This window comes from Streptomyces sp. NPDC002784 (assembly GCF_053592135.1).
On record NZ_JBSFVD010000018.1, the window covers coordinates 33,010 to 58,813 of the forward strand.

General features: G+C 69.9%; 23 protein-coding genes and 1 pseudogene. 12 read left to right on the forward strand and 12 right to left on the reverse strand.

All coding sequences use genetic code 11. The features are described 5' to 3' along the window. Positions 1–23 precede the first annotated feature (23 nt). On the forward strand, positions 24–1,232 hold the full coding sequence (locus tag ACWD1Z_RS26625) for an RNA-guided endonuclease InsQ/TnpB family protein (RefSeq protein WP_451122109.1): 1,209 nt from the start codon (positions 24–26) through the stop codon (positions 1,230–1,232). Between the two features lie 35 nt (positions 1,233–1,267). Here the strand turns inward: ACWD1Z_RS26625 and ACWD1Z_RS26630 are convergent, their stop codons facing one another. Together ACWD1Z_RS26630 and ACWD1Z_RS26635 are read right to left on the reverse strand one after the other, a co-directional pair. Then, the gene (locus ACWD1Z_RS26630) at positions 1,268–2,356 is read right to left on the reverse strand and encodes a glycoside hydrolase family 43 protein (protein WP_451122110.1); all 1,089 of its coding nucleotides are present in this window, start codon (positions 2,354–2,356) and stop codon (positions 1,268–1,270) included. Between the two features lie 330 nt (positions 2,357–2,686). Beyond that, positions 2,687–2,859, reverse strand: a pseudogene (locus tag ACWD1Z_RS26635) (RNA polymerase subunit sigma); the annotation flags it as partial. A gap of 585 nt (positions 2,860–3,444) precedes the next feature. On the opposite strand from ACWD1Z_RS26635, the gene ACWD1Z_RS26640 reads away from it, so the two are divergent. The 6 genes from ACWD1Z_RS26640 (at position 3,445) to ACWD1Z_RS26665 (ending at position 10,131) form a co-directional block, all read left to right on the forward strand. Next, positions 3,445–3,555, forward strand: coding sequence for a keywimysin-related RiPP (locus tag ACWD1Z_RS26640; protein ID WP_451122111.1), 111 nt, complete (start codon positions 3,445–3,447; stop codon positions 3,553–3,555). 26 nt (positions 3,556–3,581) lie between these two features. Beyond that, complete coding sequence (locus tag ACWD1Z_RS26645) at positions 3,582–5,420, forward strand: lasso peptide isopeptide bond-forming cyclase (RefSeq protein WP_451122112.1); 1,839 nt, start codon at positions 3,582–3,584, stop codon at positions 5,418–5,420. 27 nt (positions 5,421–5,447) lie between these two features. Beyond that, entirely contained in the window at positions 5,448–5,702 is a 255-nt protein-coding gene (locus ACWD1Z_RS26650) for a lasso peptide biosynthesis PqqD family chaperone (RefSeq protein ID WP_451122113.1), read from the forward strand. Beyond that, positions 5,699–6,142: a lasso peptide biosynthesis B2 protein gene (locus ACWD1Z_RS26655; RefSeq protein ID WP_451122114.1), complete on the forward strand. Its 444-nt coding sequence runs from the start codon at positions 5,699–5,701 to the stop codon at positions 6,140–6,142. Before ACWD1Z_RS26650 ends, ACWD1Z_RS26655 begins: the two co-directional genes overlap by 4 nt. A gap of 53 nt (positions 6,143–6,195) precedes the next feature. Further along, positions 6,196–7,938: an ABC transporter ATP-binding protein gene (locus ACWD1Z_RS26660; RefSeq protein ID WP_451122115.1), complete on the forward strand. Its 1,743-nt coding sequence runs from the start codon at positions 6,196–6,198 to the stop codon at positions 7,936–7,938. Between the two features lie 222 nt (positions 7,939–8,160). After that, positions 8,161–10,131: a discoidin domain-containing protein gene (locus ACWD1Z_RS26665; protein ID WP_451122116.1), complete on the forward strand. Its 1,971-nt coding sequence runs from the start codon at positions 8,161–8,163 to the stop codon at positions 10,129–10,131. 115 nt (positions 10,132–10,246) lie between these two features. On the opposite strand, the gene ACWD1Z_RS26670 is transcribed toward ACWD1Z_RS26665, so the two are convergent. The 10 genes from ACWD1Z_RS26670 to ACWD1Z_RS26715 all read right to left on the reverse strand — a co-directional run bounded on the left by ACWD1Z_RS26670 (position 10,247) and on the right by ACWD1Z_RS26715 (position 21,802). Next, complete coding sequence (locus tag ACWD1Z_RS26670) at positions 10,247–10,711, reverse strand: SPW repeat protein (RefSeq protein WP_451122237.1); 465 nt, start codon at positions 10,709–10,711, stop codon at positions 10,247–10,249. A 184-nt stretch (positions 10,712–10,895) separates the two neighbouring features. Continuing rightward, on the reverse strand, positions 10,896–12,284 hold the full coding sequence (locus tag ACWD1Z_RS26675) for a cellulase family glycosylhydrolase (RefSeq protein ID WP_451122117.1): 1,389 nt from the start codon (positions 12,282–12,284) through the stop codon (positions 10,896–10,898). A 90-nt stretch (positions 12,285–12,374) separates the two neighbouring features. Further along, positions 12,375–14,441, reverse strand: a complete 2,067-nt coding sequence (locus ACWD1Z_RS26680) for a cellulase family glycosylhydrolase (RefSeq protein WP_451122118.1) — start codon at positions 14,439–14,441, stop codon at positions 12,375–12,377. 932 nt (positions 14,442–15,373) lie between these two features. Further along, the gene (locus ACWD1Z_RS26685; protein WP_451122119.1) at positions 15,374–15,946 is read right to left on the reverse strand and encodes a hypothetical protein; all 573 of its coding nucleotides are present in this window, start codon (positions 15,944–15,946) and stop codon (positions 15,374–15,376) included. A 19-nt stretch (positions 15,947–15,965) separates the two neighbouring features. Next, positions 15,966–16,184, reverse strand: a complete 219-nt coding sequence (locus tag ACWD1Z_RS26690; protein WP_451122120.1) for a hypothetical protein — start codon at positions 16,182–16,184, stop codon at positions 15,966–15,968. A gap of 352 nt (positions 16,185–16,536) precedes the next feature. Further along, on the reverse strand, positions 16,537–16,821 hold the full coding sequence (locus tag ACWD1Z_RS26695) for a DUF3253 domain-containing protein (RefSeq protein ID WP_451122121.1): 285 nt from the start codon (positions 16,819–16,821) through the stop codon (positions 16,537–16,539). A gap of 221 nt (positions 16,822–17,042) precedes the next feature. Next, positions 17,043–17,420, reverse strand: a complete 378-nt coding sequence (locus tag ACWD1Z_RS26700) for a hypothetical protein (protein ID WP_451122122.1) — start codon at positions 17,418–17,420, stop codon at positions 17,043–17,045. 46 nt (positions 17,421–17,466) lie between these two features. Beyond that, positions 17,467–17,835, reverse strand: a complete 369-nt coding sequence (locus ACWD1Z_RS26705; RefSeq protein WP_451122123.1) for a hypothetical protein — start codon at positions 17,833–17,835, stop codon at positions 17,467–17,469. 118 nt (positions 17,836–17,953) lie between these two features. Beyond that, the gene (locus tag ACWD1Z_RS26710) at positions 17,954–18,376 is read right to left on the reverse strand and encodes a hypothetical protein (protein WP_451122124.1); all 423 of its coding nucleotides are present in this window, start codon (positions 18,374–18,376) and stop codon (positions 17,954–17,956) included. A gap of 123 nt (positions 18,377–18,499) precedes the next feature. Beyond that, positions 18,500–21,802, reverse strand: coding sequence for an AfsR/SARP family transcriptional regulator (locus ACWD1Z_RS26715; RefSeq protein ID WP_451122125.1), 3,303 nt, complete (start codon positions 21,800–21,802; stop codon positions 18,500–18,502). 292 nt (positions 21,803–22,094) lie between these two features. On the opposite strand from ACWD1Z_RS26715, the gene ACWD1Z_RS26720 reads away from it, so the two are divergent. From ACWD1Z_RS26720 to ACWD1Z_RS26740, 5 genes are all read left to right on the forward strand, one after another. Beyond that, positions 22,095–22,760: a M15 family metallopeptidase gene (locus ACWD1Z_RS26720; RefSeq protein WP_451122126.1), complete on the forward strand. Its 666-nt coding sequence runs from the start codon at positions 22,095–22,097 to the stop codon at positions 22,758–22,760. Between the two features lie 133 nt (positions 22,761–22,893). Further along, complete coding sequence (locus ACWD1Z_RS26725) at positions 22,894–23,376, forward strand: RNA polymerase sigma factor (protein WP_451122238.1); 483 nt, start codon at positions 22,894–22,896, stop codon at positions 23,374–23,376. 178 nt (positions 23,377–23,554) lie between these two features. Next, a complete protein-coding gene (locus tag ACWD1Z_RS26730; RefSeq protein WP_451122127.1) occupies positions 23,555–24,430 on the forward strand; it encodes a C40 family peptidase in 876 nt (291 codons plus the stop codon). 91 nt (positions 24,431–24,521) lie between these two features. After that, entirely contained in the window at positions 24,522–25,292 is a 771-nt protein-coding gene (locus tag ACWD1Z_RS26735; protein ID WP_451122128.1) for a M23 family metallopeptidase, read from the forward strand. Further along, positions 25,286–25,705, forward strand: coding sequence for a hypothetical protein (locus ACWD1Z_RS26740; protein ID WP_451122129.1), 420 nt, complete (start codon positions 25,286–25,288; stop codon positions 25,703–25,705). The genes ACWD1Z_RS26735 and ACWD1Z_RS26740 overlap by 7 nt, the downstream gene beginning before the upstream one ends. Positions 25,706–25,804: the final 99 nt, after the last annotated feature.

Consider the following 25,804-nt stretch of genomic DNA (forward strand, 5'->3'; position numbering starts at 1 on the left):
AGCAAGTCTGTATCGTGATCCGCGTGCAGCTTCGGTACAGCTTCCGCTTGTACCCGGGCGCCGGTCACCGTATGGCGTTGGCCAGGGCGTTCGGGTGTGCGAGGGTGGTCTACAACGACGCGCTTCGCGCTCGGGAGAGGGCGCGCAGCGAGGGCCTGCCGTTTCCGAAGACCGGCGACCTGTCCAAGGCGCTGATCACCGAGGCGAAGAACACCCCGGAGCGGGCGTGGCTCGGTGAGGTGTCGGCGGTTGTCCTTCAGCAGTCTCTGCGGGACCTGGACAGCGCATACCGGAACTTCTTCGATGGACTGAAGGGCAAACGCCCCCGCATGGGTGCGCCCCGGTTCAAGTCGCGTAAGGACACCCGTCAGGCCGTCCGCTTCACGGCGAACGCCCGCTGGTCGATCACGCCGGGCGGGAAGCTGCGCCTGCCGAAGATCGGCGACCTCAAGGTGAAGTGGTCGCGCACGCTGCCGTCGACGCCATCCACGGTGACGGTGCTCAAGGACTCGGCGGGCCGGTACTTCGCGAGCTTCGTCGTGGAGAGCGGTTCTGAGGAAGTCCTGCCCGAGGTCACGCCCGAGCTGGGCCTCGATCTGGGCCTTGGGCACTTCGCGGTGCTGTCGGACGGGACGAAAGTCGACAGCCCTCGCTTCCTGCGCCGGGCCGAGAAGCGTCTGAAGAAGGCACAGCGCGCCCTCACCCGCAAACAAAGGGGTTCCAGCAACCGGAACAAGGCCCGGTTGACGGTCGCCCGCGCTCACGCGAAGGTGGCCGACGCGCGCCGCGAGTTCCACCACCAGCTCTCCACGAAGCTGATCCGCGAGAACCAAGCGGTCGCCGTTGAGGACCTGGCGGTGAAGGGACTCGCGCGCACGCGCCTGGCCAAGTCCGTGCACGACGCCGGATGGTCGGCGTTCGTGAACATGCTGGAATACAAGGCCGCCCGGTACCGGCGGACCTTCATCCGGATCGGCCGCTTCGAGCCCACCTCTCAGGTGTGCTCGGCGTGCGGCGTGAAGGACGGCCCCAAGCCCCTTAACGTCCGTGTGTGGACCTGCGGGGCCTGCGGGGCCGTCCTGGACCGGGACCTCAACGCGGCGGTCAACGTCGCCAAGGCGGCCGGACTGGCCGTGTCAGGCTGTGGAGCGCAGGTAAGACGGGCACCCGTGCCCGCACCGCGCAGCGAAGCAGGAACCCACTCGACACCGCAGCCTTCAACAGCGCGGTAGGCGGGACTCTCCCCCCTACAAGGGGGGAGAGGATGTCAATCGAAGAATTTGAGGCTCCAGCCGGTGTTCGTGTTGGCACCGGGTACGTTGGCTCGGCTGTAGGTGGTGTTGCCCCACCAGGTGAACGTGCCCGTGTACCAGTACCGGTTCTCCCACGTGTACGGGGTCCCCTTGGGCACCGCGTGGAACATGAGGGGGAATCGGGGGCCGGCGGGCGGGCTCGTGTTGATGTCGCCGTCGAGGAGAACGAAGCTGTGGTGGCCGGGCCCGTTGACGTGCAGGGTGGGGTCCCATCCCGACATCATCGTGGCGCGATGAGAGCCGAAGAGACAGCCGTTGGACTTGTACCAGTCCCATACATAGGTGGGGTCGCCGCCGGCCCGCAGCCGGAGATCGGCCAGGCAGTACTGGTCGCTCCAGCTGCCGTTGGCCGAGTAGGCGATGTGCAGTTGCCCGTTCGGGTCCTTGATGGGCTGGGGGCCCTCGTTGATGAACGGGTTGCCGACCACCCGTTCCCAGGGCTCGCGCGGCTGCGAGATGACGTATCGCGCGCCCGTGGGCGTGGTCGGGCTGCTCATGCGGGCGATGTAGAGGTTCTGCTCGACGTTGGTGTCACCGGCCCAGCCGGACCAGACGAACCAGCGCTGCCCGTTGAAGGTGAACAGGGTGCCGTCGATGGCCCATTTGTCGTCCGGCAGGGCCAGTTTCGTCGCGGGGGTGTAGCCGGTGTCGGGGCTGGCGGAGCTGATGACGTACATCCGGTGGGCCGGTCCTCGACCGGCGGTGAAGTAGATGTGGTAGCGGCCGCCGTCGCGCACGATCTCCGGGGCCCAGACCTCTCCGAGGCTGCGCGTGTCCGACCACACCCGGCGGGCGGGCGCTGAGGCGAGCGCCTCCGTCGAGGGCGCCTGCCGCACGGCGATGCCGTCACCGACGGACTCCACCGAGACGTAGGTTCCGCCGACTCGCAGCACGCTCGGGTCGGCGGCCCGCAGGCCCGTCTGGCCCGTCTGGCCCGTCTGACCTGCCTGGGCGGTTCCGGTGGACGAGAGCGACAGTACGGCGGTGAGCGCGCCGGCCAATAGGAGGGCGGCAGCGGTTTTCAGGGAGCGAGGTGGGGTCATGGTCCCGTTCCGTGGTCGGCCTCCGCTTCGACGCCGCGCCGACGCGAGGCGGCGGCGTGGGGACGGCGTCCGGTCAGGACCGCGTCGGAGGAGGTGGGGGCGATCCTGGCCGTCGGCACTCGGCTGCACCATCGATTTACATCGATGCAAACCGCTTTCCCAGCATCGCGATGGAGGCTGAGCATGTCAACGCCTCGTGCAGGCGCGGTCGTTGTACAGGCCGACGCACCGGCCCGGCTCTATCTCGGCCCAGCCGGGCCGCCGGCGGAGCGAGGCGGTGTCTCATTGTCCACTGCGGTGCCGCGAAGCCCGCAAGGTGCTGGGCAGTGCACTGACGAGCTGGTACTCGGAGGGGGCGTCCAGCAGCGCCGCCTTGTGATCGCGGGCAGCCGCGGCTTCGGCGGACCGCTCCCGGTCGACCGCATGGTGATGCGCCAAGGTCAGCTTGCAGTTGATCGCCGTGCCCCGGTCCGGGCGGCACCGCGGCGCGCGGTACGCCACACCATCTCCGGACATAATCCGTTACCCGGGGAACCGTCGAGGTGCGAAAAAGGCCGTTCCGGCTTCGCGGAATTCCGCGCGAGCGCCCTCGACGTACTCCCAGCCGCCGAACGACTCCGCCCCGTACCCCCACTTGCCCCTCCTACGCCGTATCGACGATGCGGGCAGAGCATCCCAGCCATTCGGGCAACAAGAAGAAAGAAGGGTAGCGCGAGTGCGAGAGCCGAGTGCGCCCCGGCGGCTCTGCCCGAATGTCCTCACCCTGCCCATGACGGGGGGTCACCCAGCGGCTGCGGATTCGCCGTTCGGAACGTTTTTCCGCGCCCGATCGGACACCTTTCCCATGTTGTGCAGCTTTTGATTGAACACAAAAGGAACGGCGCGACGACCCGACCGCCAGCGAATTTACATATTGTCTCATTTATCCCTCGCACCCTTGTCATGCCATCCGGTTCTGCACCTAGCTATGTGGTGCGCCCGCTTCCGCTCGGGGTTCCGGACGAGCCCTGGGCAGGCCGGCGGCGCACCGGAGATCGGTGTGCCGCCGGCAGGGAGGCGGTCGTGGATCCCGCACCTAAGGAGACGTCATGAAGAAGGCTTACGAAGCGCCGACGCTCACCAAGCTCGGGACGTTCCGGAAGAAGACCGGGCTCCTGCGGAGCTCGGGCAACGACCGGCTGATCCTGAGCAAGAACTGAGGACCGACGGTTTCTGACCTGACGTCATGACTGAACTGCACGCAAGTGCGGGGACGGGCCCCGGCGACGCGCACTTCACGGTCTTCACCGACCGGGAGGACGCGGCCGCCGTGGCCCGCTCCTTCGCCCACCCCGGAACCCGAACCCTCAAGCACCCGTCCGGCAGGCCCTGGCTGGTCGGTCAGTGGGACGACCAGGAGATCGTCACCGCGCACGCCGGCCGTGCTTCTCTCGCCGTCCTCGGCTGCTGTCCGGTCGATGCCGCTGAACTGGAGCGCCGCGCCGGGCGGTTGCGTGATCTGGCGGAACTTGACGCGCTCGCCCGCACCTTGCCCGGCAGCTTCCACCTCGTCGCCGCACTGGACGGGCAACTCAGGGTGCAGGGCACCGCGTCCGGGCTTCGGCTGATCTTCCACGCTGCCGTGGACGGTGTACAGGTGGCCGCCAGCCGCGCCGACGTCCTCGCTGACGCGATCGGTGCCCAGCCCGACGTACAAGAACTGGCGGTGCGGCTGCTGTGGCCGGCCCCCTATCCGCTGTTCGAGACCTCGCTCTGGCGTGAGGTCACGGCGGTTGCCCCTCAGGACGCGCTGATGGTCGCAGCGGACGGGCGCAGTGCGCGCCACTCGCGCTGGTGGACACCACCGGAGCCGGTCCGCACGCTCACCGACGGTGCCCCGTTGGTCCGCGCGGCCCTCAGCGAGGCCGTCGACGCCCGCACCCGCCAGGGCGGCGTGGTCAGCTGCGACCTGTCCGGGGGCCTGGACTCCACCTCCATCTGCTTCCTGGCCGACCGCTCCGCGGCCCGCGTGGTGGCCAGCACGTGGCCGGGGCGCGATCCCGCCGACACCGATCTGTACTGGGCCGAGCAGGCGGCGAAGCACCTGCCGGACGTCGAGCACGTGGTGTGGGACGCGGATGCCTCGCCGCTGGTGTACGACGATCTGCTGAGCATCGACGACCTGCTGGACGAACCGACCATCGGGGTGATGGACCGCTCGCGGGTGCTGCACCATCTGCCGGCCATGGCCGAGCGGGGCAGCCGGCTCCACCTGACCGGCATCGGCGGCGATCACGTGGCCTGGTGCTCGGAGGCCTACTATCACCGACTGCTGCGTACCCGGCCGCCGTTCGCGTTGCGGCAGCTGCGCGGCTTCCGGGCCCTGTGGCAGTGGCCGCTCGGCGGCACGGTCCGCGCGCTGGCCGACGCACGCCCGTACGGGAAGTGGCTCGCAGACTCCATCGGTCACCTGCGTGACCCGGTCCCCGCCACCGTGACCACCAGTCTCGGGTGGGGCATGCCCCCGCGCCTGTTCGACTGGGTCACCCCCGACGCCGAGCGGTTGGCGCAGCGGGCGCTGCGCGAGGCGGCCGCGACCACCACGCCGTTGCACCCGGACCGCGGTCTGCACGCCGACCTGGAACAGATCCGCGCCTGCACCCGCATCATCCGTCAGTGGGACCGCATGGCCGCCCGCGTCGGCGTACCCATGGCCTCGCCCTTCCTCGACGACCGCGTCATCGAGGCGTCCCTCGCCGTGCGGCCGAGCGAACGCGTGTCGCCCTGGGAGTACAAACCGCTCCTGACCGCGGCCATGCGGGGCATCGTGCCCGAGGGGTGTCTGCGGCGCACCAACAAGGCCGCCGCTTCCATGGATGCCGCGGAGGGACTGCGCCGGCACCGCGCCGACCTGCTGGCGCTGTGGGAGGACTCCCGGCTGGAGCAGCTCGGCCTCGTCGACGGACACGCGCTGCGCCACCTCGCCCAGCGGCCCTCCTCCCCCGGGCTGCGCGACGCCATCCTCTACTCCACCATCGCCGCCGAAGTATGGCTGCGTGGCCTGTCACCAGCCCGTACCCGCTAGCCCGCTACCGGAAGGCAGTCACCCACCATGGCATTGCGGTTCGGCCCCGATGTCTCCACCGCGGAGACCACCTACGGCACGGTCCTGCTGGATCAGCGCAGCGGGAACTACTGGGAGCTCAACCCCACCGGCACCCTGGTGGTGAAGACGCTCCTCGAGGGCGGCGAGGAAGCGGCGGCCGTCGAGGCGCTCGTCACGGAGTTCGACATCGACCGGACCCGCGCCGAGCAGGACGTCACCGCGCTCGTGCAGGAACTGCGGAAGTCGGGGCTGGCCACATGACCACACCCAGCGCCCTGGAACGGCCCACCGGAGTTCCCTTCACCCGGCGCCTGGCCGCCCGTCTCGTGCTGCCGCCCGCCGTCCTGTTGTCGCTGCTGCCTCCGCGGCGGATCCGCGCCGTCCTCGGGGTCGTACGCCGCGGAGCTCCGCCGGCCACCGCTGCCCAGGCCAAGGACGCCCGGGACGCGATGTGCGGGGTCAGCCTGCTGTGTGCCGGGCCGAAGGGCTGTCTGCCGCGCTCCTTGGGCGCTGCCCTGCTGTGCCGGCTGACGGGCAGTTGGCCTACGTGGTGCACGGGGGCGAGCGTGGTTCCTCCCTTCAACGCGCACGCCTGGATCGAGGCGGAGGGCCGGCCCATCGGGGAAGGCGCACCCGACGGCTACTTCACCCGGCTGCTCACGGTGGGCCCCGTCGAGTCGAACCGGCCGCCTCGCCCATGACGGGTACGCAGGTGGGGTCGCCGGATCGTTCGACCCGGGCCGCGGTGGCCACCATGTACCGCCTCACCGCCGGGCACCGAGCCTCCGTCACGGTGGCCACCTTGCTCACCCTCGTGGCCTCCGGCCTCGGGCTCGCCCAGCCCCTCGTCGCCAAGCAGGTGGTGGACGCGAGCGGCCACGGGCGGGCGTTCTGGCCGCTGCTGATCCTGCTGGCCGTGCTGTTCATCACCGAAGCGGCCACCGGCGCCATCGGCCGCTTCGTCCTGGAACGCATGGGCGAGGGAGTCGTACGGCAGCTACGCCACGGCCTGGTCGCGCGGCTGCTGCGGCTGGAGATGCGGGAGTACGACCGCCACCGCGGCGGTGACCTGATCTCCCGGGTGACCGCCGACACCACCCTGCTCAGGGAAGTGGTCTCCCAGGCGCTCGTCGATCTCGTCACCGGAGTCCTCGTCGCCGCCGGCGCGGTCGCCCTGATGCTGTGGATCGATCCTCTGCTGCTGCTCCTGGTCGCCCTGACCGTGGCGACCGCGGCCGCGGTCGTGGCTTCGCTGCTGAAGGGCATCCGGGCCGCCTCCGAGCACATGCAGAATTCCGTCGGCGCGATCGCCGCCGACCTCGAGCGCGCACTCGGCGCTCTTCCGATGGTGCGGGTGCACCGCGCCGAGGACCGCGAGGCACAGCGCATCGGCGAGCGCATCGAGTCCGCCCACGAGGCGGGGGTACGGACGGCGAAACTCGCCTCGGTGATGAGTCCGGCCGTCGAACTCGCCGTCCAGGGCTCCTTCCTGCTGGTCCTGGTCATCGGTGGACTGCGCGTCACCGGCCAGGCCAACTCCCTCGGCGAACTCGTCGCCTTCCTGCTGTACGCCTCCTACCTCGTGCTGCCCCTGTCGTCGGTCTTCCGGGCGGTCGGCCTGATCCAGCGCGGCATGGGCGCCTACCAGCGCATCGAGCAGGCCCTCGCCCTGCCCATGGAGCGGTCATCGGCCGAGAGGCCGGTGGTGCGGGCACGCACACGTGAGCGGGCGGCCCGGCCGAGCGTCCCGTCCGAGGAGCCCGTCCTTGCCCTGCGGGATCTCACCTTCGGTTACGACCCCGGCCGGCCTGTCCTGCGCGGCGTCACCCTCAGCGTGCCGTACCGGTGCCAGACGGCTCTGGTCGGCCGGTCGGGTGCGGGGAAGAGCACCATCTTCGCCCTGGTGGCCAGGTTCTACGAGCCGGACTCCGGCGCCCTCCTCTTCGACGGGCGGCCCGCCGCCGAACTGACACGTGCCGAGTGCCGCGAACGTATCGCCGTCGTCGACCAGAACACCCATGTCGTCCACGGCACCCTGCGCGACAACATCACCTACGCCGCCCCCGAGGCCACCGAGGCGGAAGTCCAGCGCGCCGTCGAACTCGCCCAGCTCGATGACGTCGTACGCCGCCTGCGTGGCGGCCTGTCCGGCATGCTCGGCGAACGCGGCAGCACCCTCTCGGGAGGCGAGCGCCAGCGCGTCGCCCTCGCCCGCGCCCTGCTTGCCCGTCCGCGGCTGCTCCTGCTCGACGAGCCCACGTCCCATCTCGACGCCATCAACGAGACCGCGCTCACCAGGGTGATGAAGGACATCGCCCAGGAATGCGCCCTCCTGGTGATCGCACACCGGCTCTCGACCGTGCAGCACGCCGACCAGATCGTGGTACTGGACGAGGGCCGCACCACCGCTTGCGGACGCCACGAAGAGTTGCTCACCAGCAGCCCCACCTACCGCGAACTCGCCGCCGGACAAATGCTCCGCCCGGCCGCCCGCTGACCCTCCCCCGTGACAAGCACCGGAGGCCGTCTGCTCCGCATACGGGTCCCGAGAGGGCCGCAGAAGCGCCTCCTTTCAGAAGATTCGCGCCTTCTTGCAACTGAAGAGCAATCTATTGCGCTTACGTGTCCCTGACAATACGCTCCGTGGCACCGCTGCACCCCGTCGACATGGACGATCCAGTCGGCAGACCGGGAAGCGGCCGTAGCCGGAGGAGACCAGATGGGTGCTACACGGCGCACGATTCTGCGAGCGGCAGCCGCGGCCGGGACCGCCGGAGCGACGGGACTGGGACAGCTCACGCTCGCCGGCCCTGCCGCCGCGGCGAGCCCGCCCGGCGACGTGGTCGGCAAGGTGACCGTGGGGTACCAGGGGTGGTTCGCCTGCGTCGGGGACGGCGCACCGATCAACGGCTGGTGGCACTGGGCCCAGAACTGGGGGCAGTCGCCTTCCCCGGCCAACAAGGCCATCGTCGCCTGGCCGGACGTACGCGATTACCCGACCACCTACCGCACCGCCTTCGGCCACCTCGGCAACGGTCAGCCCGCGACCCTGTTCTCCTCCTACGACCAGTCGACGGTCGACGTGCACTTCCGCTGGATGAAGGAGTACGGCATCGACACCGCCGCCCTCCAGCGCTTCAACCCCACCTCAGGCGAAGGCCCCACCCGGGATGCCATGGCCGGCAAGGTGCGCAGAGCGGCCGAAGCCCAGGGCGTGAAGTTCTACATCATGTATGACGTCTCGGACTGGACGACCATGCAGAACGACATCAAGGCCGACTGGACCACCAAGATGCGGGCCCACACGGCCTCGCCCGTCTACGCCCGGCAGAACGGCAAGCCGGTGGTCTGCATCTGGGGCTTCGGCTTCGACGACGCCCAGCGCCCCTTCATCCCGGCTCAGTGCCTGGATGTCGTCGACTGGTTCAAAGCACAGGGATGCTACGTGATCGGCGGGGTGCCGACCTGGTGGCGGACGGGCGACCGGGACTCACGACCGGGGTTCTCCGGCGTCTACCACGCCTTCGACATGCTCTCGCCGTGGATGGTCGGCCGTATCGGCGACGTGAGCGACGCCGACAACTTCTACAACGTCGCGACCGCTCCCGACCTCGCCGAGTGCGCCGCGCACGGCATCGACTACCAGCCGTGCGTGCTGCCCGGCGGTGTCACCGAACGGCAGCGCGCCCACGGTGACTTCATGTGGCGGCAGTTCTACAACATGGGCCGGGCCGGGGTGTCGAGCGTCTACATCTCCATGTTCGACGAGTACAACGAGGGAAACCAGATCGCCAAGACCGCCGAGTCCCCGGCGTGGATACCGGCCGGTTCGGGCTTCCTTGGCCTCGACGAGGACGGAACCGCCTGCTCCGCCGACTACTACCTGCGTCTGACCGGCGACGGCGGCCGCATGCTGAAGGGGCAGGCTCCCGTTACCCCCGTCCGGCCCACCCCGCCGGTGGTCGGGGGCGACACCACACCGCCGACCGTTCCGGGGAACGTCCGGGTCACCGCCGTAACCGATGCCACCGTGACGCTGGCCTGGACCGCGTCCACCGACGACGTCGGCGTGACGGGCTACCGCATCCGCCGGATCACCGGCGGCACCGCCACCCCGCTCGCCACCGCCGCCGCGAACGCCACCCAGTTCACGGTCACCGGGCTCACCGCCTCGACCTCCTACACCTTCGACATCCAGGCCCTCGACGCAGCCGGCACCGTCTCCCAGCCGTCAGCCCAGGTCACCGCCACCACCCAGGGCTCCCCAGACGTCAACCTGGCGCTGAACCGGCCCACGACAGCGAGCAGCTTCACGCAGTCGTACAGCTCGGGCAACGCGGTGGACGGCAACCCGCACACGTACTGGGAAAGCGCCAACCACGCCTTCCCTCAATGGCTCCAGGTCGACCTGGGCACCACCAAAGGCGCCCGCCGTATCGTGCTGGCCCTCCCCCCGGCCACCGCCTGGGCCACCCGCACCCAGACCATCACCGTCCAGGGCAGCACCGACCACCAGACCTTCACCACCCTGCTCGGCGCCTCCCCGTACACCTTCGACCCGTCCACGGGAAACACCGCCACGCTTTCCCTCCCCAGCGGCACGGCAGCCCGCTGTCTGCGCCTGATCTTCACCGCCAACACCGGCTGGCCAGCCGGCCAGGTTGCGGAATTCCGGGTGTACGGCGCCTGACGCTCCGCTGCATGAGCGAGCGCCTTCGGGGGCCGGTGGGATGGGCTCGGCCGGGGTGGACAGCAAGCCCACCCCAGCCTCACCGTGCCGCGCTGATCAGCCCTCCAGCAGCTTCCTACCGATCATCGGAGGTGTCTGTGCCCTTGCTGCCGTAGCCGGACGCGCCGCGTGAAGAGCGGCCGGAGGGCATGTTGGCGCCTGCGGCTGCCGCAAGGGCCAGCAGACAGGCGATCACACCCACGATCACGTTGTTGGTGATGGTCCGTGTGGTGGACACATCGCCCGCGACCACCCACGGCGCGACGATCGTCCACGCTCCGAGCGCCGCGGCGGCCCAAGCCATGCTGTGGGTGCGCTCGTAGGCATTACCGAAGCCGGCCATGAGCAGGGCGTAGGCGATGCCCACGATCAGGTTGGTGACGGCCAGGGTCGAAAAGCCGTTGAAGCCCGCTATCCAGGGCGACGCCGCCAGGTACAGTCCCGTGACCACGCCCAAGGCCTCGATCGCCTGCGCGCGCGGTGTGATGGCTGCCCGCTCGTGCCGCGCCCGCATCTCCAGGATGTCCGGGTGTGACTCCATGCTCGGTCGAGTGAAACTCATGATCGCCTCCAGTGGGGTGTCGACCGACACTCCGTCTACCCATAAAAATGCATAAAATCATCCTCAAGCTACTAATTCCCACAAACAGGACGTCTCACATAAACCAGTCGATCTTGTGCTGCGGCGAGTGGGGGCTCCGGCAAGGCCGGAGCCCCCGATGGGGTCAGCTGGTGGGGAAGGTGTCCGGGGTGCTGATGCGGCTCTTGAGCAGCGCCCCCGATTCCGTCAGCACACCGCTGCTGCTGTAGTCGGTGCCGTTGCAGGTGCCGGGCTTGAACGCCGCACTGCCCTCATTGGCGTCGGAGTAGGTCCAGTTGGCATAGCCGATCTTCAACTGGTCCAGCAGGTCCAGCCAGGCCGTGGAACTGGCGCGGTCGACCGCTCCCCCGCCGGTGTAGGTCACCGTCCCGAACTCGGTGACGAACAGAGGCAGCTTCGTGGCCGCACGGCTCACCGTGGCGCGGTAGTTGTCCTTGTGGCTGGCGGCGTAGAAGTGGAACGCGTACATGATGTTGGTGGCGTTGACCGGGTTGTTGATGATCTCCGTCTCGTTGGAGCCGTCCGAGACGCCCAGCGAGGACCAGCCGCGGGTGCCGACGATGATGACGGCGTCCGGGTCGGCGGCCCGGATGACCGGGATGACCTGCTCGGCGTAGCTCTTGATGGCCGCCCAGCTCACGCCGTTGGGCTCGTTGGCGATCTCGTAGATCACGTTCTTCTTGTCGGCGTTACGGGCGGCGACGGACGCGAAGAACGTCTTGGCCCGCTCCAGGTTGTAGTTCGGGTCGCCCGGCGTCAGGGTGTGGAAGTCGATCATGGCGTACATACCGCGCGCCTCGGCCATGTCGACCAGGCTGTTCACCCGGCTGGTGAAGCCCGCCGGGTCGGTCTCGTAGCCGCCCTCCTGCACGTACATGGCGATGCGGAACAGGTCCGACTTCCAGTCCTTGGCCAGCGCGTCCAGGGAGGCGTTGTTGTAGCACTTGTTGAACCACTGGATGCCGTGCGTGCTCATGCCGCGCAGCTGGATGGGGCGGTTGTACTGGTTGCACAGGTACACGCCGCACACCTTGAGCTGCCCGTTGATACCGACCGGGGTACCGGTGGGCGGGTCGGGATCCGGGTCCGGCGGGGGCTCCTCGCCACCGACGGAGCCGGTGCAGGCCACGCCATTGAGCGTGAAGGCGGCGGGCTTCGGGTTGGCGCCCGTGAACGTTCCGGTGAAGCCCAGGTCGGCGGCGCCGCCGGTGGCCAGGGTGCGGTTCCAGTCGACGTTGGTGACGCTGACCGCGGAGCCGGACTGCGACCAGGTGCCGTTCCAGCCCTGGGTCACCTTCTGCCCGCCGTCGGACCAGGTCCACTTCAGGGTCCAGCCACTGATGGGATCACCCAGGTTGGTGACCTTCACCCCGGCCTGGAATCCACCCGACCACTGGTTGGTGATCGTGTAGTCGACCTTGCAGCCCGTGGCGGCCGCCGCCGGGGGGCTGACGAGAACGGTGAGGCCCAGGACCATCGCGCAGGTCGCCAGTAGGGCCAGTAGACGTTTCACACTCTCTCCTCGTATGCCGATAGAGCTTGAAATGGGAGCGCTCCCAAAACAGGGTGGGGATGTGTTCCGCCCTGTTCGCTGTGGGGCGGGTCAGGCCGGGGGCGTGCCCCAGGCCAGGGCCGTGCCCATGTACGCGGGAACGGCCGGTGCGTCGGTGTACGTCGTCGACGTCGTACGGCTGTAGTCGTTCGTCTCGTTGAAGTTCGACCAGTCCGCCTTGCTCATCCGCAACTGGATGTCACCGGTGTTGCCGCCGGCGGCCAGCGAGCCGCCCGTGAAGCTCACCTCCAGATAGGCGTCCGCGCCCGAGACGGCTGTCGCCAGCGGCACGACCCGCAGCTTGACCTGTGCGCAGCCCACGGCCGCGTAGTCGCACCAGGCGCTCACGGAGGCCGATCCGTCGCGTGTGAAGTAGTAGCGGACCGTGACGGCGTCGAGTTTCACGGCGGAGCTGCCGGTGTTCGCGACCTGGAGCGAGGGCCGGATGGCGTTGTCCGTCGCGGAGCTGTCGTTGTTCTTGTACCGCACCTTCACGGCCCCGGACGGGGTGTCCGACGACTGCGTGGTCACGTTCAGCGCCGCCGAGGGAGCGGAGACGTTGCCTGCCGCGTCCCGGGCCCGCACGGTGTAGCTGTACGCCGTGGAGGGCGAGAGCCCGGTGTCGGTGTAGGTCGTGCCGGTCACCGGCGCCGCGTTCACCTTGGTCGTGCCCCGATAGACGTCGTACCCGGTCACCCGGGTGTTGTCGGTCGACGCCGTCCAGGACAGCGAAACGCTGGTGGAGGTCTTGGCGGTGCTGGCCAGGCCGGTGGGGGCGGTGGGCGCCTGGGTGTCCTCGGGGTCCGTCGGCCCGTCGTACACGTCGCTCAGGCTGATGCCGGTGGTGCTGCCGGTACCGCCCAGCGGAACCTCGTGGTCGAGGCTGACGAACTTGCCGCCGTGCTGCCAGAGCGCAGGCTTGAGCAGAGCGTATTTCTCCTCGTCCCAGGACTTCCAGTCGCCCAGCAACAGGCCGCCGGTGTCACCGGAGTTGGGGTTGAGGCACCAGAACGTCTGGTGAATCCGGTGCTCGACGATGAGGTCCCGCAGTGCGGTCATCCACTTCTGGTTCGGGCCGCCGTCGAGGAAGCCTCCCCACTCGCCGATCACCAGCGGGGCTTTGTTCTCCTTGTGCAGGTAGAGCCAGTTGGGGTCCCAGACGTCGCGTTCGAGCGTGGTGCGGTTCCAGTCACCGCTGAACCAGGGCTGCTGGTGGACCAGCGGCCCGTAGTCGTGCGGGGAGTACACCAGCTGGTCATTGTGCGCGCCGAGGTCCACGGGATGGTCGCGGACACCGCGCAGGTTTCCGCCCCACCAGGTCGAGTGGTAGTCGGTGGGAGTGGTGGAGGTCCAGCTCACACCGGCCTTGGGATAGATCTCGATGCCCTCGCAGAGCACCAGCAGGTTGGGGTTGATGGCGAGCATCCGCTTGCCGGCGGTCTCGCACACGTGCTTGAAGTTGTCCTGGTCCGTCGAACCGTCCCACTTGGCGCGCGGGGACGTGCCGGCCGTGCCGTGCGGCTCGTTCTTGACGTCCATGGCGACGAGGGTGTCGTCGTTCTTGTAGCGGGTGGTCACCCACTCCCAGGCGGTGTAGAAGTCCTCGGAGGTGATGGTGCCCTTCCACCACACCGGGTAGACGTGGCCGGAGTTGTCGGCCTCGGCGCTGTGCACGTCCAGCATGACCTTGATGCCGTACTGCTTGCACAGGGCGAGCCAGTGGTCGAAGACCTGCAGGGAGCTCTTGCCCGCGATCTCGGGGTTGGCGTAGGCGTTGACGCCGCTCGGGACGGCGGCCTGGCCGTTCTTCCACTCCAGAAGGAGCTGGGTGGAGATGGGCACGCGGACGATGTTGATGCCGCGGTCGGCCATCGACTTGGTGATGTCGGTGATGTTGCCGGACCACAGTCCGTGGAAGACCCGTTCGCCGGCGTTGAAGCCGAACCAGTTGGTGCCGGTGAGCCAGACCTCGTCGCCGTTCGCGTCAACGATCTTGTTGCCCTTGGTGTGCAGCCAGTCGTCGCCGGGTGCGGCGACGGCCGCCTCGCTGCGCGCGGGGGCCGGGCGCTCCTCTGCCCCGAGCGCCGGGCCGGTCCCGAACAGCAATCCTGTGGTCAACGCCGCAGCGAGCACCACCGAGATGCGCCGCAATGGCCGACTGCGGCCCCGTCTTGATGACAGTCCCACGATGTCCCTTTCTGTCGCACGGCCAGAACAAGAAGCACGGAACAGCGATGGGAGCGCTCCCAAAATTGCGCGCTGTTCATGAAGCCAGGTGCCTTGAGGGCTGTCAACCTTTTGAACCAAAGCGGCCAACTTGCTTTGTGGCGGGGGGTGTGGCGGCAGGTGTGGCTGCGGCTGTCGGATGAGCGGCGGGGGCTGCTGGTGACGGCCGTGGAGGAACGCGGTCTGGGGCGTGGGGAGTTCGGGCTGTCGCGGGGGCGGTCGCAGTTCAGCGAGCTACGGTCCGCGTGATGCGTTCCGTGGCGTCGTTCAGAAGGGGGTACGCGGGTACCCGCCGCGCGCTGGTGCTCATGTGAGGCGGCGCACTGCCTACGTGCCCCGCGTCCGTTCGGTGTGGCCGCTCCGTGGTTCAAGCCGCGGGAAGTATCTCGTTCCGAGTCCGCGCGCGGTGGGTCGTGGTGGGTCGACCCCCCTGTAGAGCAAGCGCTGTCTGGCCGGGCGACTAAGGGTCAGCTTCCACCGCGTTCGGGACCACTGCGGCCGGGTGGGTGAGCAACTGGTGCGTGCGGCGATGCCGGTTGCGGGCAATCGCATGCCGGTCGCGGTCGGTGTTGGCGTCACATGCACGCTGGTCCGACTGCCAACCGGCCCCTTGCCCATGGCTTCAAGACATCAACGGGAATCTCAGGCAGCACAGACCCACGGGCCTCTCTGGCCGACTGCAGACGCTGCCCGGGGATGCGCGGATCATTGCGGGCTCGGCGCTGTCCTTTGAGCCACAGCGTGGCGTGGGCAGCTCCATACGCCGCTACACCTGGTCGTACCGGTTGGACAGGACCACGCGCCCGGCATGCGGCGGTGACGTGTCATTCCGAGGCGCGAAGCGAGGACGCGCCGCTGGTGGCGCCGCTGGTGGCGCCGCTTGGGGCCCGCTCTTCAAGTGCCGCGCGCATGGTGAGCAGTCGGCGGTTCTGGAGGTTGCTGTAGTAGATCATCCACCCGATGAACGCCACGCTGAGCACGGCCAAGCCGATGGTCTGCCGCAGTCCCTGAGTGAGAGCGGTCCCCACGGTGACCGTGGTGAAGAGCGCGGCGAGGAAGATCAGTGCGCCCACGCGGTGCCGGGTGCGGTGCAACCGCTGCGCGACCAAATCACGCATCGCGCTCTGCTCTCGCGGGTCCCGCGGCACGTCGCCCGTGCGCAGCTTTTGATCCAGGGACACGAGGTCGTTCGTCTCCCCACCCGCGGCTCGCTTCTCCTTGCGGCGCGTGATCACCAGAATGCAGATTGCACCGATCGACGTGATGGCGGTACGCAGCACCACGGTCCCGAACGAGCGCCCTGGGTAGAGGAGCATGACCAGCACACTGGCGGCCAGGATGGACAGGGCTATCTGTGCCCACAGGTGCCCCGCCAGGAAATCCCGGATCCGTTTCATGCCCTGCCTCCTTCAGCTGTCAGATCCGCTTCCTGCGCTTGTGACCGGCGAGCACCATGGCGCAGGCGGCCGCCAGAAGGACCCAGGCGACCGCGCAGTAGGCCCAGGCCGTCGTCCCGCGTGCCGCTCCGACCGAGCTTGCGGCCGCCCACAGCGCGAGGACGACACACAGGCAGGTCCATGCGATGTCGGCGAGCCGGACACGCAGCTGGGCACGCTGAGCGGTTCCGCGTTCCAAGGTGCCGAGCCTTCGTTTCGCGGTCTTCTCCCGCCATTCCACGAGCCGTCACTCCCCTCGTCCGAAACTGGACTTGTTGAATACCCGGGCTCTGCCACCACACGCACCCAAACGGCACCCGCATACGGAAGTTGACCCTCCAGATGACGGCCCTGACATGGCCGCCGGGCAACACAGCCGCGGACAGCCACGCCCCTGGGCGCGAACATCTCTTCCCTGGTTCGTGGAGCGGACCTCGGACACTGCGGCGGAGTCGGTCAGCAGGTGAAGAGGCCCGAGCGGTCCGTGCGTGAACCCGACGCAGCCGCGTACCGGACCCGAGGTGTGTCGGCGCGCGGCGGACCGCGGTGGGTCAGCGGACCCGGCGGATGCGGATAGGTCCGCGGGCCGTCGCCGGCGCGACCGGGCGGCCCTTCTGGGTGATCTCCACCAGCCCGGCCGTGACCAGTCGGCGGGCCGCACGGCGGGCGGGTTCCATGAGCGCCCGCCAGCCGTCGTCGTCCCCCTCGTACACCGCCCGTGCGGCGTCGGAGGGGCAGATGGTCGCGGCCGGGTCACGACGCTCCAGCAGCTCCAGGATGGCGCGTTCCAGGCGCTGGTCCAGGCGCTGGTTCGATTGCCGTTCGGCGTCGCTCACTCCCCCAGTATCGCCACGCCTCGGTGGCACGGCCACCACGACACCGCGGCCGATCGGTGACGGCGGTGCCGCTGCCGTTCGAGCCGATCGAGAACGCCGTCGACTATGCCGACCAGGTCCCATGCCGTGTCTCGTCCCGGACACGGCCGCGCCCCCGGGCATCCGTACAGGACGGAGGCCTCGGGGGCGTGGAGCGCGGGGGAACGGGTGAGGTGAGTCGGTCAGCAGACGGGGATGCCGGGAGCCGGGTCGGCGCCCACGTTCACGTTGCCGCCCCACATCCACACGTTGCTGTAGATGTGGCCGATGTCGTAGTCGATGACGGTGCCGTAGTACCAGACGTTGGTGCCGTAGTTGCCGACCGTCACATACTGGCCGCGCGTGTAGCAGGCGATGCCGGCCTCGGTCACCTTGGTCGTGGTGCCCCAGATCCGGCTGCTGGTGTTGGGGGCGTCGCGCAGGTTGCTGTTCGCCTGCACGGTGGCCGCGTAGCCGTCGGCGCTGGAGGTGGCCTCGGCGGTCCCTGCGGCGCCGAGCAGGGAAAGCGCCGCGCCGAGCGCCAGCCCGGCAGCCGCGGTAGACACACTTCGCCTGGTCATGGGCGTACTCCTCGGTTCGGTGTTGGACTCAGCGGAATCAGCGGCATCAGCAGGGCGCGACGTCGGGGGACGGGTCGGTGCCGACATTGACGTTGCCGCCCCACAGCCACACGTTCTTGTAGAAGTGCGCCGGTGTCGCGTCGTCATCGAAGACGTTGCCGTAGTACCAGACGTTGGTGCCGTAGTTGCCGACCGTCACGTGCTGGCCGCGCGTGTAGCAGTGGATGTACGCCGTGCTCAGGAACTCGGTGGTGCCGACGAGTCGGCTGTTCGTGGTGGCGGCCTCCCGGATGTTGCTGCCGGCCTGGACGGTGGTGTTCACGCCTTGCGCGGCGGCCTCCGCGCTGCCTGCCGTGCCGAGCAGGGAGAGAGCCGCGCCCAGCGCCAGTCCCACTGCCGCCAGTCTGGATCGCATCGCCATCGTTTTCCCCTTTGCCGTTCTGCCGTGGATGCTTGCTGCTCGGCTCTGTGACGGAAGGGGCGGTGCGTCCGTATGACAGTGTCGCGGGCCACCTTCGTGAAATTGCTTTCTGTCAGAACGCACAGTCGCTGACGCCTGCCAGGTGCTCGTCCCCCGTGATGTACACGTTGTTCACCCAGCCCCACTGCCCGCTCGGTGACTTCAGGTAGGTCCACCACCTGCTGCTGTAGCCCGAGTCGCTGATGGGCTCTCCCTGCTTTTGGCAGTAGGCGGTCACGGCGGTCTGGGACACCGTTGCCACGACCTGGCAGTTCTGACGGGAAGGGTAGGTCTTGCACTGCTCGAAGGGCGCCCCCGAGGCGGCATTGCGGACGTTGACTCCGCTCGCCCACACGTGGACCTCCGTGAAGTCCATCGCCGCCGCCTCGACAGCGGCGGGCTGCGCGGTCGCGGTCGCGGGACCTGCCAGCGCCGCGGCGGCGACGAGGAAGGCCGTGGTCAGCACTCTGCGCATGCGTGGGGACGTGTTCGTCATGGTGGAGACCTCTTTTGGCGGTGGTCGCGGGCGGCGGGTGCCGCGCCGTTCACACCAGCGACGAGGGGTGGTCGCCTGTCGTATGAGTACGGCGCCCGCATCGCTTGTCGTACGGCGGCTGCCTCAGTGCCCGGCCGCGTCCCGCGGCTCCAGCGCTTCGCGCGTGCCGAGCCGGTGGAAGATTTCGTACGCCTCTTGCTCGAACTCGCGCCCCGTTTCGGTCTCGCCCTGGGCCAGTGCGGCGCGGGACAGGTCCCGCAGGGTGCGGGCACGCCACAGCGGCAGTTGCAGCTGGTCCCACAGGACGAGGGCCTGTCGCAGGGTCTCGGTCGCCGTCTCCCAGTCGGACGCGGCGAGGTGCCACTCGCCGATGGTGCGCAGGACGAGGGCCTCGCCGAACATGTCCTGACGCTCGCGGGTGATCTCCAGGCACCGGTCGAGCCGCTGCCGGGCCTCGATCATCCGGCCCTGCCGGAACTCGACCTTGGCCAGGGACTGGCTCGCGTACATGATGCCGTAGGCGTCGTCCGTCTCCTCGAAGATGGCGAGGGACTGCCGCAGGAGGGTCTCGGCAGCCGCCAGGTCACCCCGCGCCCGGTGACACAGGCCCAGTGAGCGCAGCGCGAGCGCCTCGCCGTGCCGGTCCCAGGCGGTGACGTAGAGACGGTGGGCGCGGGAGAGGGCTTCCCACGCCTCGTCGTCGCGGCCCTGTTCCCGATGGACGTACCCGATGCCGTACAGCACATGGGCCATGGACGACGTGTCCTCCGGCTCCCGGTACTGTTCGAGCGCCGAGGTCAGCAGGGGCAACGCCTCGTCGAAACGGGCCTGTTCGCGGCGGGCCGCGCCCATTCCGGCCCGCGCGTCCGCGCAGCCGATGCGCACGGATCGCTCCTCGAACAGCCGCAGCGCCAGGGTGAAGAACGCGTGCGCCTCGTCGAAGCGGTCCTGCTCCAGACGGAGTTGGCCGAAGCCGTTCAGCAGCCATGCCTCACCCTCGACGTCCCCGCCACGCCGTACCGCCGCCAGGGCCACGTCGTGGGAACGGGACCAGGCGTCGAACTGGTTGTAGAGGGCCACGGAAGCGGCCATGAGGGTGGCGGCGAGTTCGCGGGCGGCGTCGAACATGCCGTGGTCCGCGCAGTGGATGACGGCGGCCAGCAGACACGGCTGCTCAGCGGCGAACCAGGCGGCCGGCTCCTCCGTCAGGTGGGCCAGCGCGTCCGTCGGTGGGGGCGACGACCCGTCCGAGACGCGGGCGGCCCAGCCTCCGGTCCGGTCCGAACCGCCCGCGGCGCGTACCGACCCGTCCACGCCCCGCACGGCCGCCCCACCAGCGACCTGCGCCGCCCCGTCCTCGCCGCGCCCCGCCCCCTCCGCGCCCCGCGCCCACCCGTCGACATCCCCCGCCTGCCCGCCCGCGCCCCGCGCCAGCGCGGCCGTCGTGGTGACCGAGAGGAGGCGGGACGCGCCGCCCGGTCCGTGGGCCGCCGCGACGCGGGCCATGTCCAGCCAGCGGGCGACCAGTCGGCGGACCGCCGTCTCGCGTTCCTCCCTGGACTCGTCGGCCAGGCAGCGCTCCCGGGCGTACTCGCGGGCCAGGTCGTGGATGCGGTAGCGCGTTCTGCCCGTCTCGTCGGTGGCCACGACCTCCACGAAGTGGCAGTCCACGAGTTGTTCGACCGCGTCCTCCGCGTCGTCCTCGCTCACGTCGAGGAGTGGCCCGGCGACCCACGCGGCGAAGTCGGGCAGGTCCATCAGGGCCAGACGGCGCAGGGCGCGCTGCTCCTGCTTGTCCAGGTCCGCGTAGCCCAGTCCGAGGCTCGCGCGTACTTCCAGGTCGCCCGCCTGCAGTTCGTCCAGTCGGCGGCGTTCGTCCCTCAGGCGCGAGGCGAGCCGTGCCGGTGTCCAGTGGGGGCGGGCGGCGAGACGGACACCGGCGATCCGGACGGCGAGCGGAAGCCGGCCGCACAGCGCGACGATCTCGGCGGCCCGCTCGGGTTCCAGGGCGGGCCGGGCCGGGCCGGCCACGCGGGCCAGCAGGTCCAGTGCCTCCGTCTCGGACGGCACCCCCAGATCGAGGTGGGCGGCGCCCTCCAGCGCCATGAGCCGGCGGCGGGCGGTGATCAGCACGGCCGAGCCGCCGCCCGGCGGGAGCAGCGGGCGCAGCAGGGACTCGCTGACGGCGTTGTCGAGGATGAGCAGGACCCGGCGGCTCGCGATGTGCGTGCGGTACAGCCCGAGGAGGTCCTCCTCGTCGCGCGCCGGGCTCTCCGGGTCCACCCCGAGGGCGCGCAGCAGTCGGGTCAGGGCGTCGGCGGTCCGTACCGGTTCGGAGTCCGAGGCACGCAGGTCCACGAAGAGCTGTCCGTCGGGGAAGAGCGCGGCGGTGCGGTGGCCCACGTGGACGGCCAGGGCGGTCTTGCCGGTGCCGGACCGGCCGGAGATCACCCCGATGGGCGGCGCGGTGCGCAGTGGGTTGCGCACCTCTTCCAGAAGGGCGGTCGCCCAGGCCGTCTGTTCGGTACGCCCTATGAAGTCGGCCACGTCCGGCGGGAGTTGATTGGGCGCCGGATGACGGGTGTCGTCGTGGGACCGCTCGGAGGGGCGGGTCGCCGGTGTGTCCTCGTGCGTGCGCGGGGGAGCCACCGCCGGTTCGGGGGTGGATTCCTTCCCGGCGGGCGCGGCTTTTCGGGCAGCCGGTGCTCCCAGCACCGTCGTGTCCGCGCGGAGCAGGGCCTGGTGCAGCGCGCGCAGGTCCGGGCCGGGGTCCACGCCCAGTTCGGTACGGAGCAAACGGCGGCCCTCGTCGTAGCAGCGCAGCGCGTCGGGCATCCGGCCGGCGCGGAACAGGGCGGTCATCAGCTGGCCGCGCGGGCGTTCCCGGAGGGGGTGGGCGGCGACGTGGGCGACGAGTTCGGAGATGAGATCCGTACGCCGGTCCAGGTCGAGTTCGGCGGAGAAGCGGAACTCTGCGGCCTCCAGCCGGAGTTCCCTCAGGCGCATGGCCTCGACGCGGGCGAAGGACTGACCGAGCCCTTCCAGGGCGTCCCGGCCTCGCCACAGGCGCGATGCCGCTTGCAGGATCTCGACAGCCTCCTCGGCCCGCCCGTCGGTGGCCGCCCTCCGGCCGGCCGCGAACGCCTTCTCGAAACACCGGGCGTCGACGGTGGAGGGCGGGAACTCGGCGACGTAGCCCGGGGAGCGGGTGCGGATGGCCTCCGCGCCCTCCGTACCGGCCAGGGACCGGCGCAGTCCGGAGACGTGCGAGGCGACGAGGGCCCGCGCGGTGGCGGGTGGCTCCTCCTCCCAGACGAGATCGACCAGCCGCTCGACGGAGAGCACTTCACCGAGATGCACGACGAGAGCCGCGAAAATCGCGGTCGGTTTGGCGCCGTTCAGCGCGATCCGGTGTCCCCCGCTCACCACCTCGAACGGACCCAGAAGGCAGACGTCCACCGTGTCCCCCGATTTCGCGTTTCCGCAGTCAGGGACAACTTATCGGCCCCCGGGGACCCTCACGCCGGAAACCGGAGGGCCGGTTTCAGGGTTGACCGATGTGGCGTGCGGGGTGGCCGGAACCCGTCGGGTCTTCCGGTGCGGGGCGGCCCGTTCCGGGCGCCGCATGCGCCCGGTACAAGGAGCCCGTTCCGGGCGCTGCATGCGCTCTGCAGAAGATCTGCATCGATCCTGCATCGCCCGGCTCAACGCTGTGAGCGTGACGGACATCATCCTGCTCTCGGACCCCCGGGTCGCCGCCACGCGTGTCACCGAGAACGGTGAACCCCTGGTCGACGCCCGGGAGTTCGCCGCACTGCGGGTCGACATGCGGAAGACGGACGACGACGGCTCGTACGCCCATCTCAGGGCCGACGTACTGCGCCGGCTCCTGCTCGCCCAGGACGCCCTGCCCCCGGGCATCCGCCTGCTGATGGTGGAGGGCTTCCGGCCACCCGCTCTGCAGCGCCGCTACTTCGAGGAGTACGCGGCGACGCTGCGCGCGGCGCATCCGGACGCCGGAGCGGACCGGATCCGCGAGCTGGCGAGCGCGTACATCTCGCCCCCGGAAGTCGCCCCGCACGTCAGCGGCGGCGCGGTGGACCTGACGCTGTGCACGGACGACGGTGCCGAACTGTCCCTCGGCACCGAGGTCAACGCCACCCCCGAGGAGAGCGAGGGCGGCTGCCGCACCGCCGCGCTCAACATCGACGCCGACGCCCGTGCCAACCGGGCGGCGATGGGCCGGGCCATGACGGCGGCGGGGTTCGTCAACTACCCCACCGAGTGGTGGCACTGGTCGTACGGGGACCGGTACTGGGCGCTGCTGACCGAAGCGCCGACGGCCAAGTACGGTCCCGCCTCCCTGAGGCCAACCACAGTCTGAGACAGCCGGACCCGGGGGAAACACCGTGGAGAACACCTGCATCGCGACGACGCTGACCATGTCGTCCAAGACCTCCGACACTACGACGCCGAGCACGAACAGGGGCACGAACACGGCGGCCTTCGCCGGCCACATGACCGCCGCCGAGTTCGACAAGGCGTTCACCGCCGTGATGCCGAGGCTGCGGCGCAGGCTGCTGGCCCTGACCGGCAATCCGCACGACGCCGACGACCTGCTCCAGGAGACCTACCTCAGACTCTCCCGCCGGGCACGTGCCCACACGCTGACGCGGCAACAGCAGCCGTACGCCTACACCTGCGCGGCAGCGCTGAACCTGCTGCGCGACCTGTGGCGGCACCCCTCGCGTCAGGAGCGCTGCACCGACCGGCTGCCGGAACACGGCTGGGACGGCGGCTTCGCGAGCCGGGAGGCCGAGGCGGTGACGGCCGCGCTGCTGCGCGGGCTGTCTCCCAAGGAGGCGGCGGCCGTGATCCTGGTCGACATCGAGGGCCTGACCCACGACATGGCGGGGGAACGGCTGGGCGCCCACCGCGGCACGGTCCAGCGCAACCGTATGCGCGGCCTCGCCAAGATCCGCGCCGCGCTGGACACATAGAACGCATTGGGCATATAGGACGTGTTGGACACATAGGACGCGTTGGACACACAGGAACCGACCGCCGCACCAGCCGCCTCCTCCGCGACGGCAGCACGAGGCAGCCCGACCAACTGCCGGAATCCGCCGACCCGTACAGCACCCGCGCACATCGCACCGACCACACCAGGGGGAACCCATGCGCCGCACCAACCGCACTCTCGCGACCGCGGGAGGACTGCTGCTCGCCACCGCATTGACCTGTACCGGTACGGCGATGGCCGCCTCGTCGCCGGTCTCCTCGACGGCCGTGGCCGCCGCCGACTGCCGTCCCCTGGCGGATGCGCCCGCCCAGGCACAGGCGATCGTCAACGCCGCGTGCTCACAGATCGGGGTGCCGTACTCGTGGGGCGGCGGCTCCGTCCACGGGCCGACGTACGGTCAGGACTACCCCGGCGGCGGCCCCGGCGCCCACGACAGCCAGGTGAAGGGCTTCGACTGCTCGCACCTGGTGCAGTACGCGGCGTGGCAGGGAGCGGGCATCGCCCTGCCCGAGGGGACGTGGAACCAGGCCAAGTGGAGCGGTGCCACCGCCCGGTTCACCCGAGCCCAGGGGATCGCTCCGCTGCAGCCGGGCGACCTGCTGCTGTGGGGGTCGGACCCGGCCAACCTCGGCAGCGTCCACCACATCGCCATCTACCTCGGCAACGGCAAGATGGTCGAGGCCCGGGAGTCCGGAACGCTCGTGATGGTCAGCGACGTACGGCTCAACTCCCAGTACGCGGGCGCTCTGCGCATCGCCGGCGGCGAGCAGCCGCCCGCGGGCACCAAGCGGTTCATGACCTGGGGCACCGATGTGAGCCTGCGTCCTGATCCCAGCACCCGGCAGCCTCCCGTGGGCCGGCTGCCCGGCCCCACGGCCGTGGACGTGCTCTGCCAGACACACGGGGAGTCGATCACCGCCGAGGGCTACACCAACGACGCCTGGTCCTACCTGCCGAAGTACAAGGCCTGGATCTCGAACATCTACATCAACGACCCGGCGGCCTGGCTGCCCGGGGTTCCCACCTGCTGATCCACGGGGTCGGCACGCCGCATCCCGCACACACCTGACACCTCGCACCCGACATCCCTCACCCGACATCCCTCACAGAGGAGACTCCGCCATGCGCACACTCAAGCGCAGCAAGTCCATCGGCCTGTTCATCGCCACGGTCGCCGCGGCCGGGCTGGTCCCGCTCGCGGCCGGCACGGCCGACGCCGCCCCGGTCGCCGCGGCCGCGGCCGCCGGTTCCTGCCCGGCCGCCGGCACCGTGACCCAGGGGTACCACTCCGGCCATGACGGCGTCGACATCGCCAACACCCGCGGTACGCCGATCTACTCCACCGGGGCCGGCACCGTCATCGTCTCCGGCACCGCCAGTGGCTACGGCCAGTGGATCCGCATCAAGCACGACGACGGCACCGTCACCGAGTACGGCCACATGTACGAGCGTCTCGTCTTCGTGAACCAGCGGGTGAACAGCGGTCAGGCGATCGCGTACATGGGTTCCGAGGGCCAGTCCACCGGGCCGCACCTGCACTTCGAGGCGCACGCCTCCACCGCCAGCACCCGGGGCATGGACCCCGGCCCCTACCTGGCCGCGCGCGGTGTGAGCCTGCCGTGCACCCCGGGCGCCGGAACGCCCAGCACCAACTTCACCACCTGGGGCACTTCGGTTAGGGTGCGCCAGGAGCCGCGCCTGAACGCGGCGGTCGTGCGCACGCTGACCGGGCCGACCGCGGTCTACGTACAGTGCCAGACGCGCGGCGACACGGTCACCGCCGAGGGCTACACCAACGACGCCTGGTCCTACATCCCGGCACTCGGCGGCTACATCACCAACATCTACATCGACCACCCCTCCTCCTGGCTGCCCGGGGTGAACCAGTGCTGACCGCCGCCCTGAGCCGTCTCCGCGCCGGTACGAAGGGTGCCGCGGCGGTCGCGCTGGCCGCCGGGCTGCTCCTCTCCCCCGCCCTGGCCTCGTCCGCGCAGGCCGCCGACTCGGCGCCCTGCACCCCTGACCCGAACTACAAGGGCTGGTTCCGGTGCCCGATCTGGGGCTCGAACGTCAACCTGCGTTCCGCCCCCGATCCGCAGGCCCCGGTCACCGCCACGTCGCCCGACGACGGCTTCCTCATGGTGCTGTGCCAGGTCAAGGGCGGCCGTGCGACCTACGGCGACTACTGGCACACCTGGTGGGTGAAGACCCCGGCGGTGGGCATGGCCCCGTCCTCGTACATGAGTGAGATCTTCCTCGTCGGAGGCGGCAACGACGAGCGGGATTCGGGCCTGCCGAACTGCTGAGCGCCGACCCGCGCCGACCGGATGCCCCGGGACCACAACAGGTCCCGGGGCATCCGGCGTTTCGGGCTCTCATCCACCCTCTGGGCTCTCATACGGCAC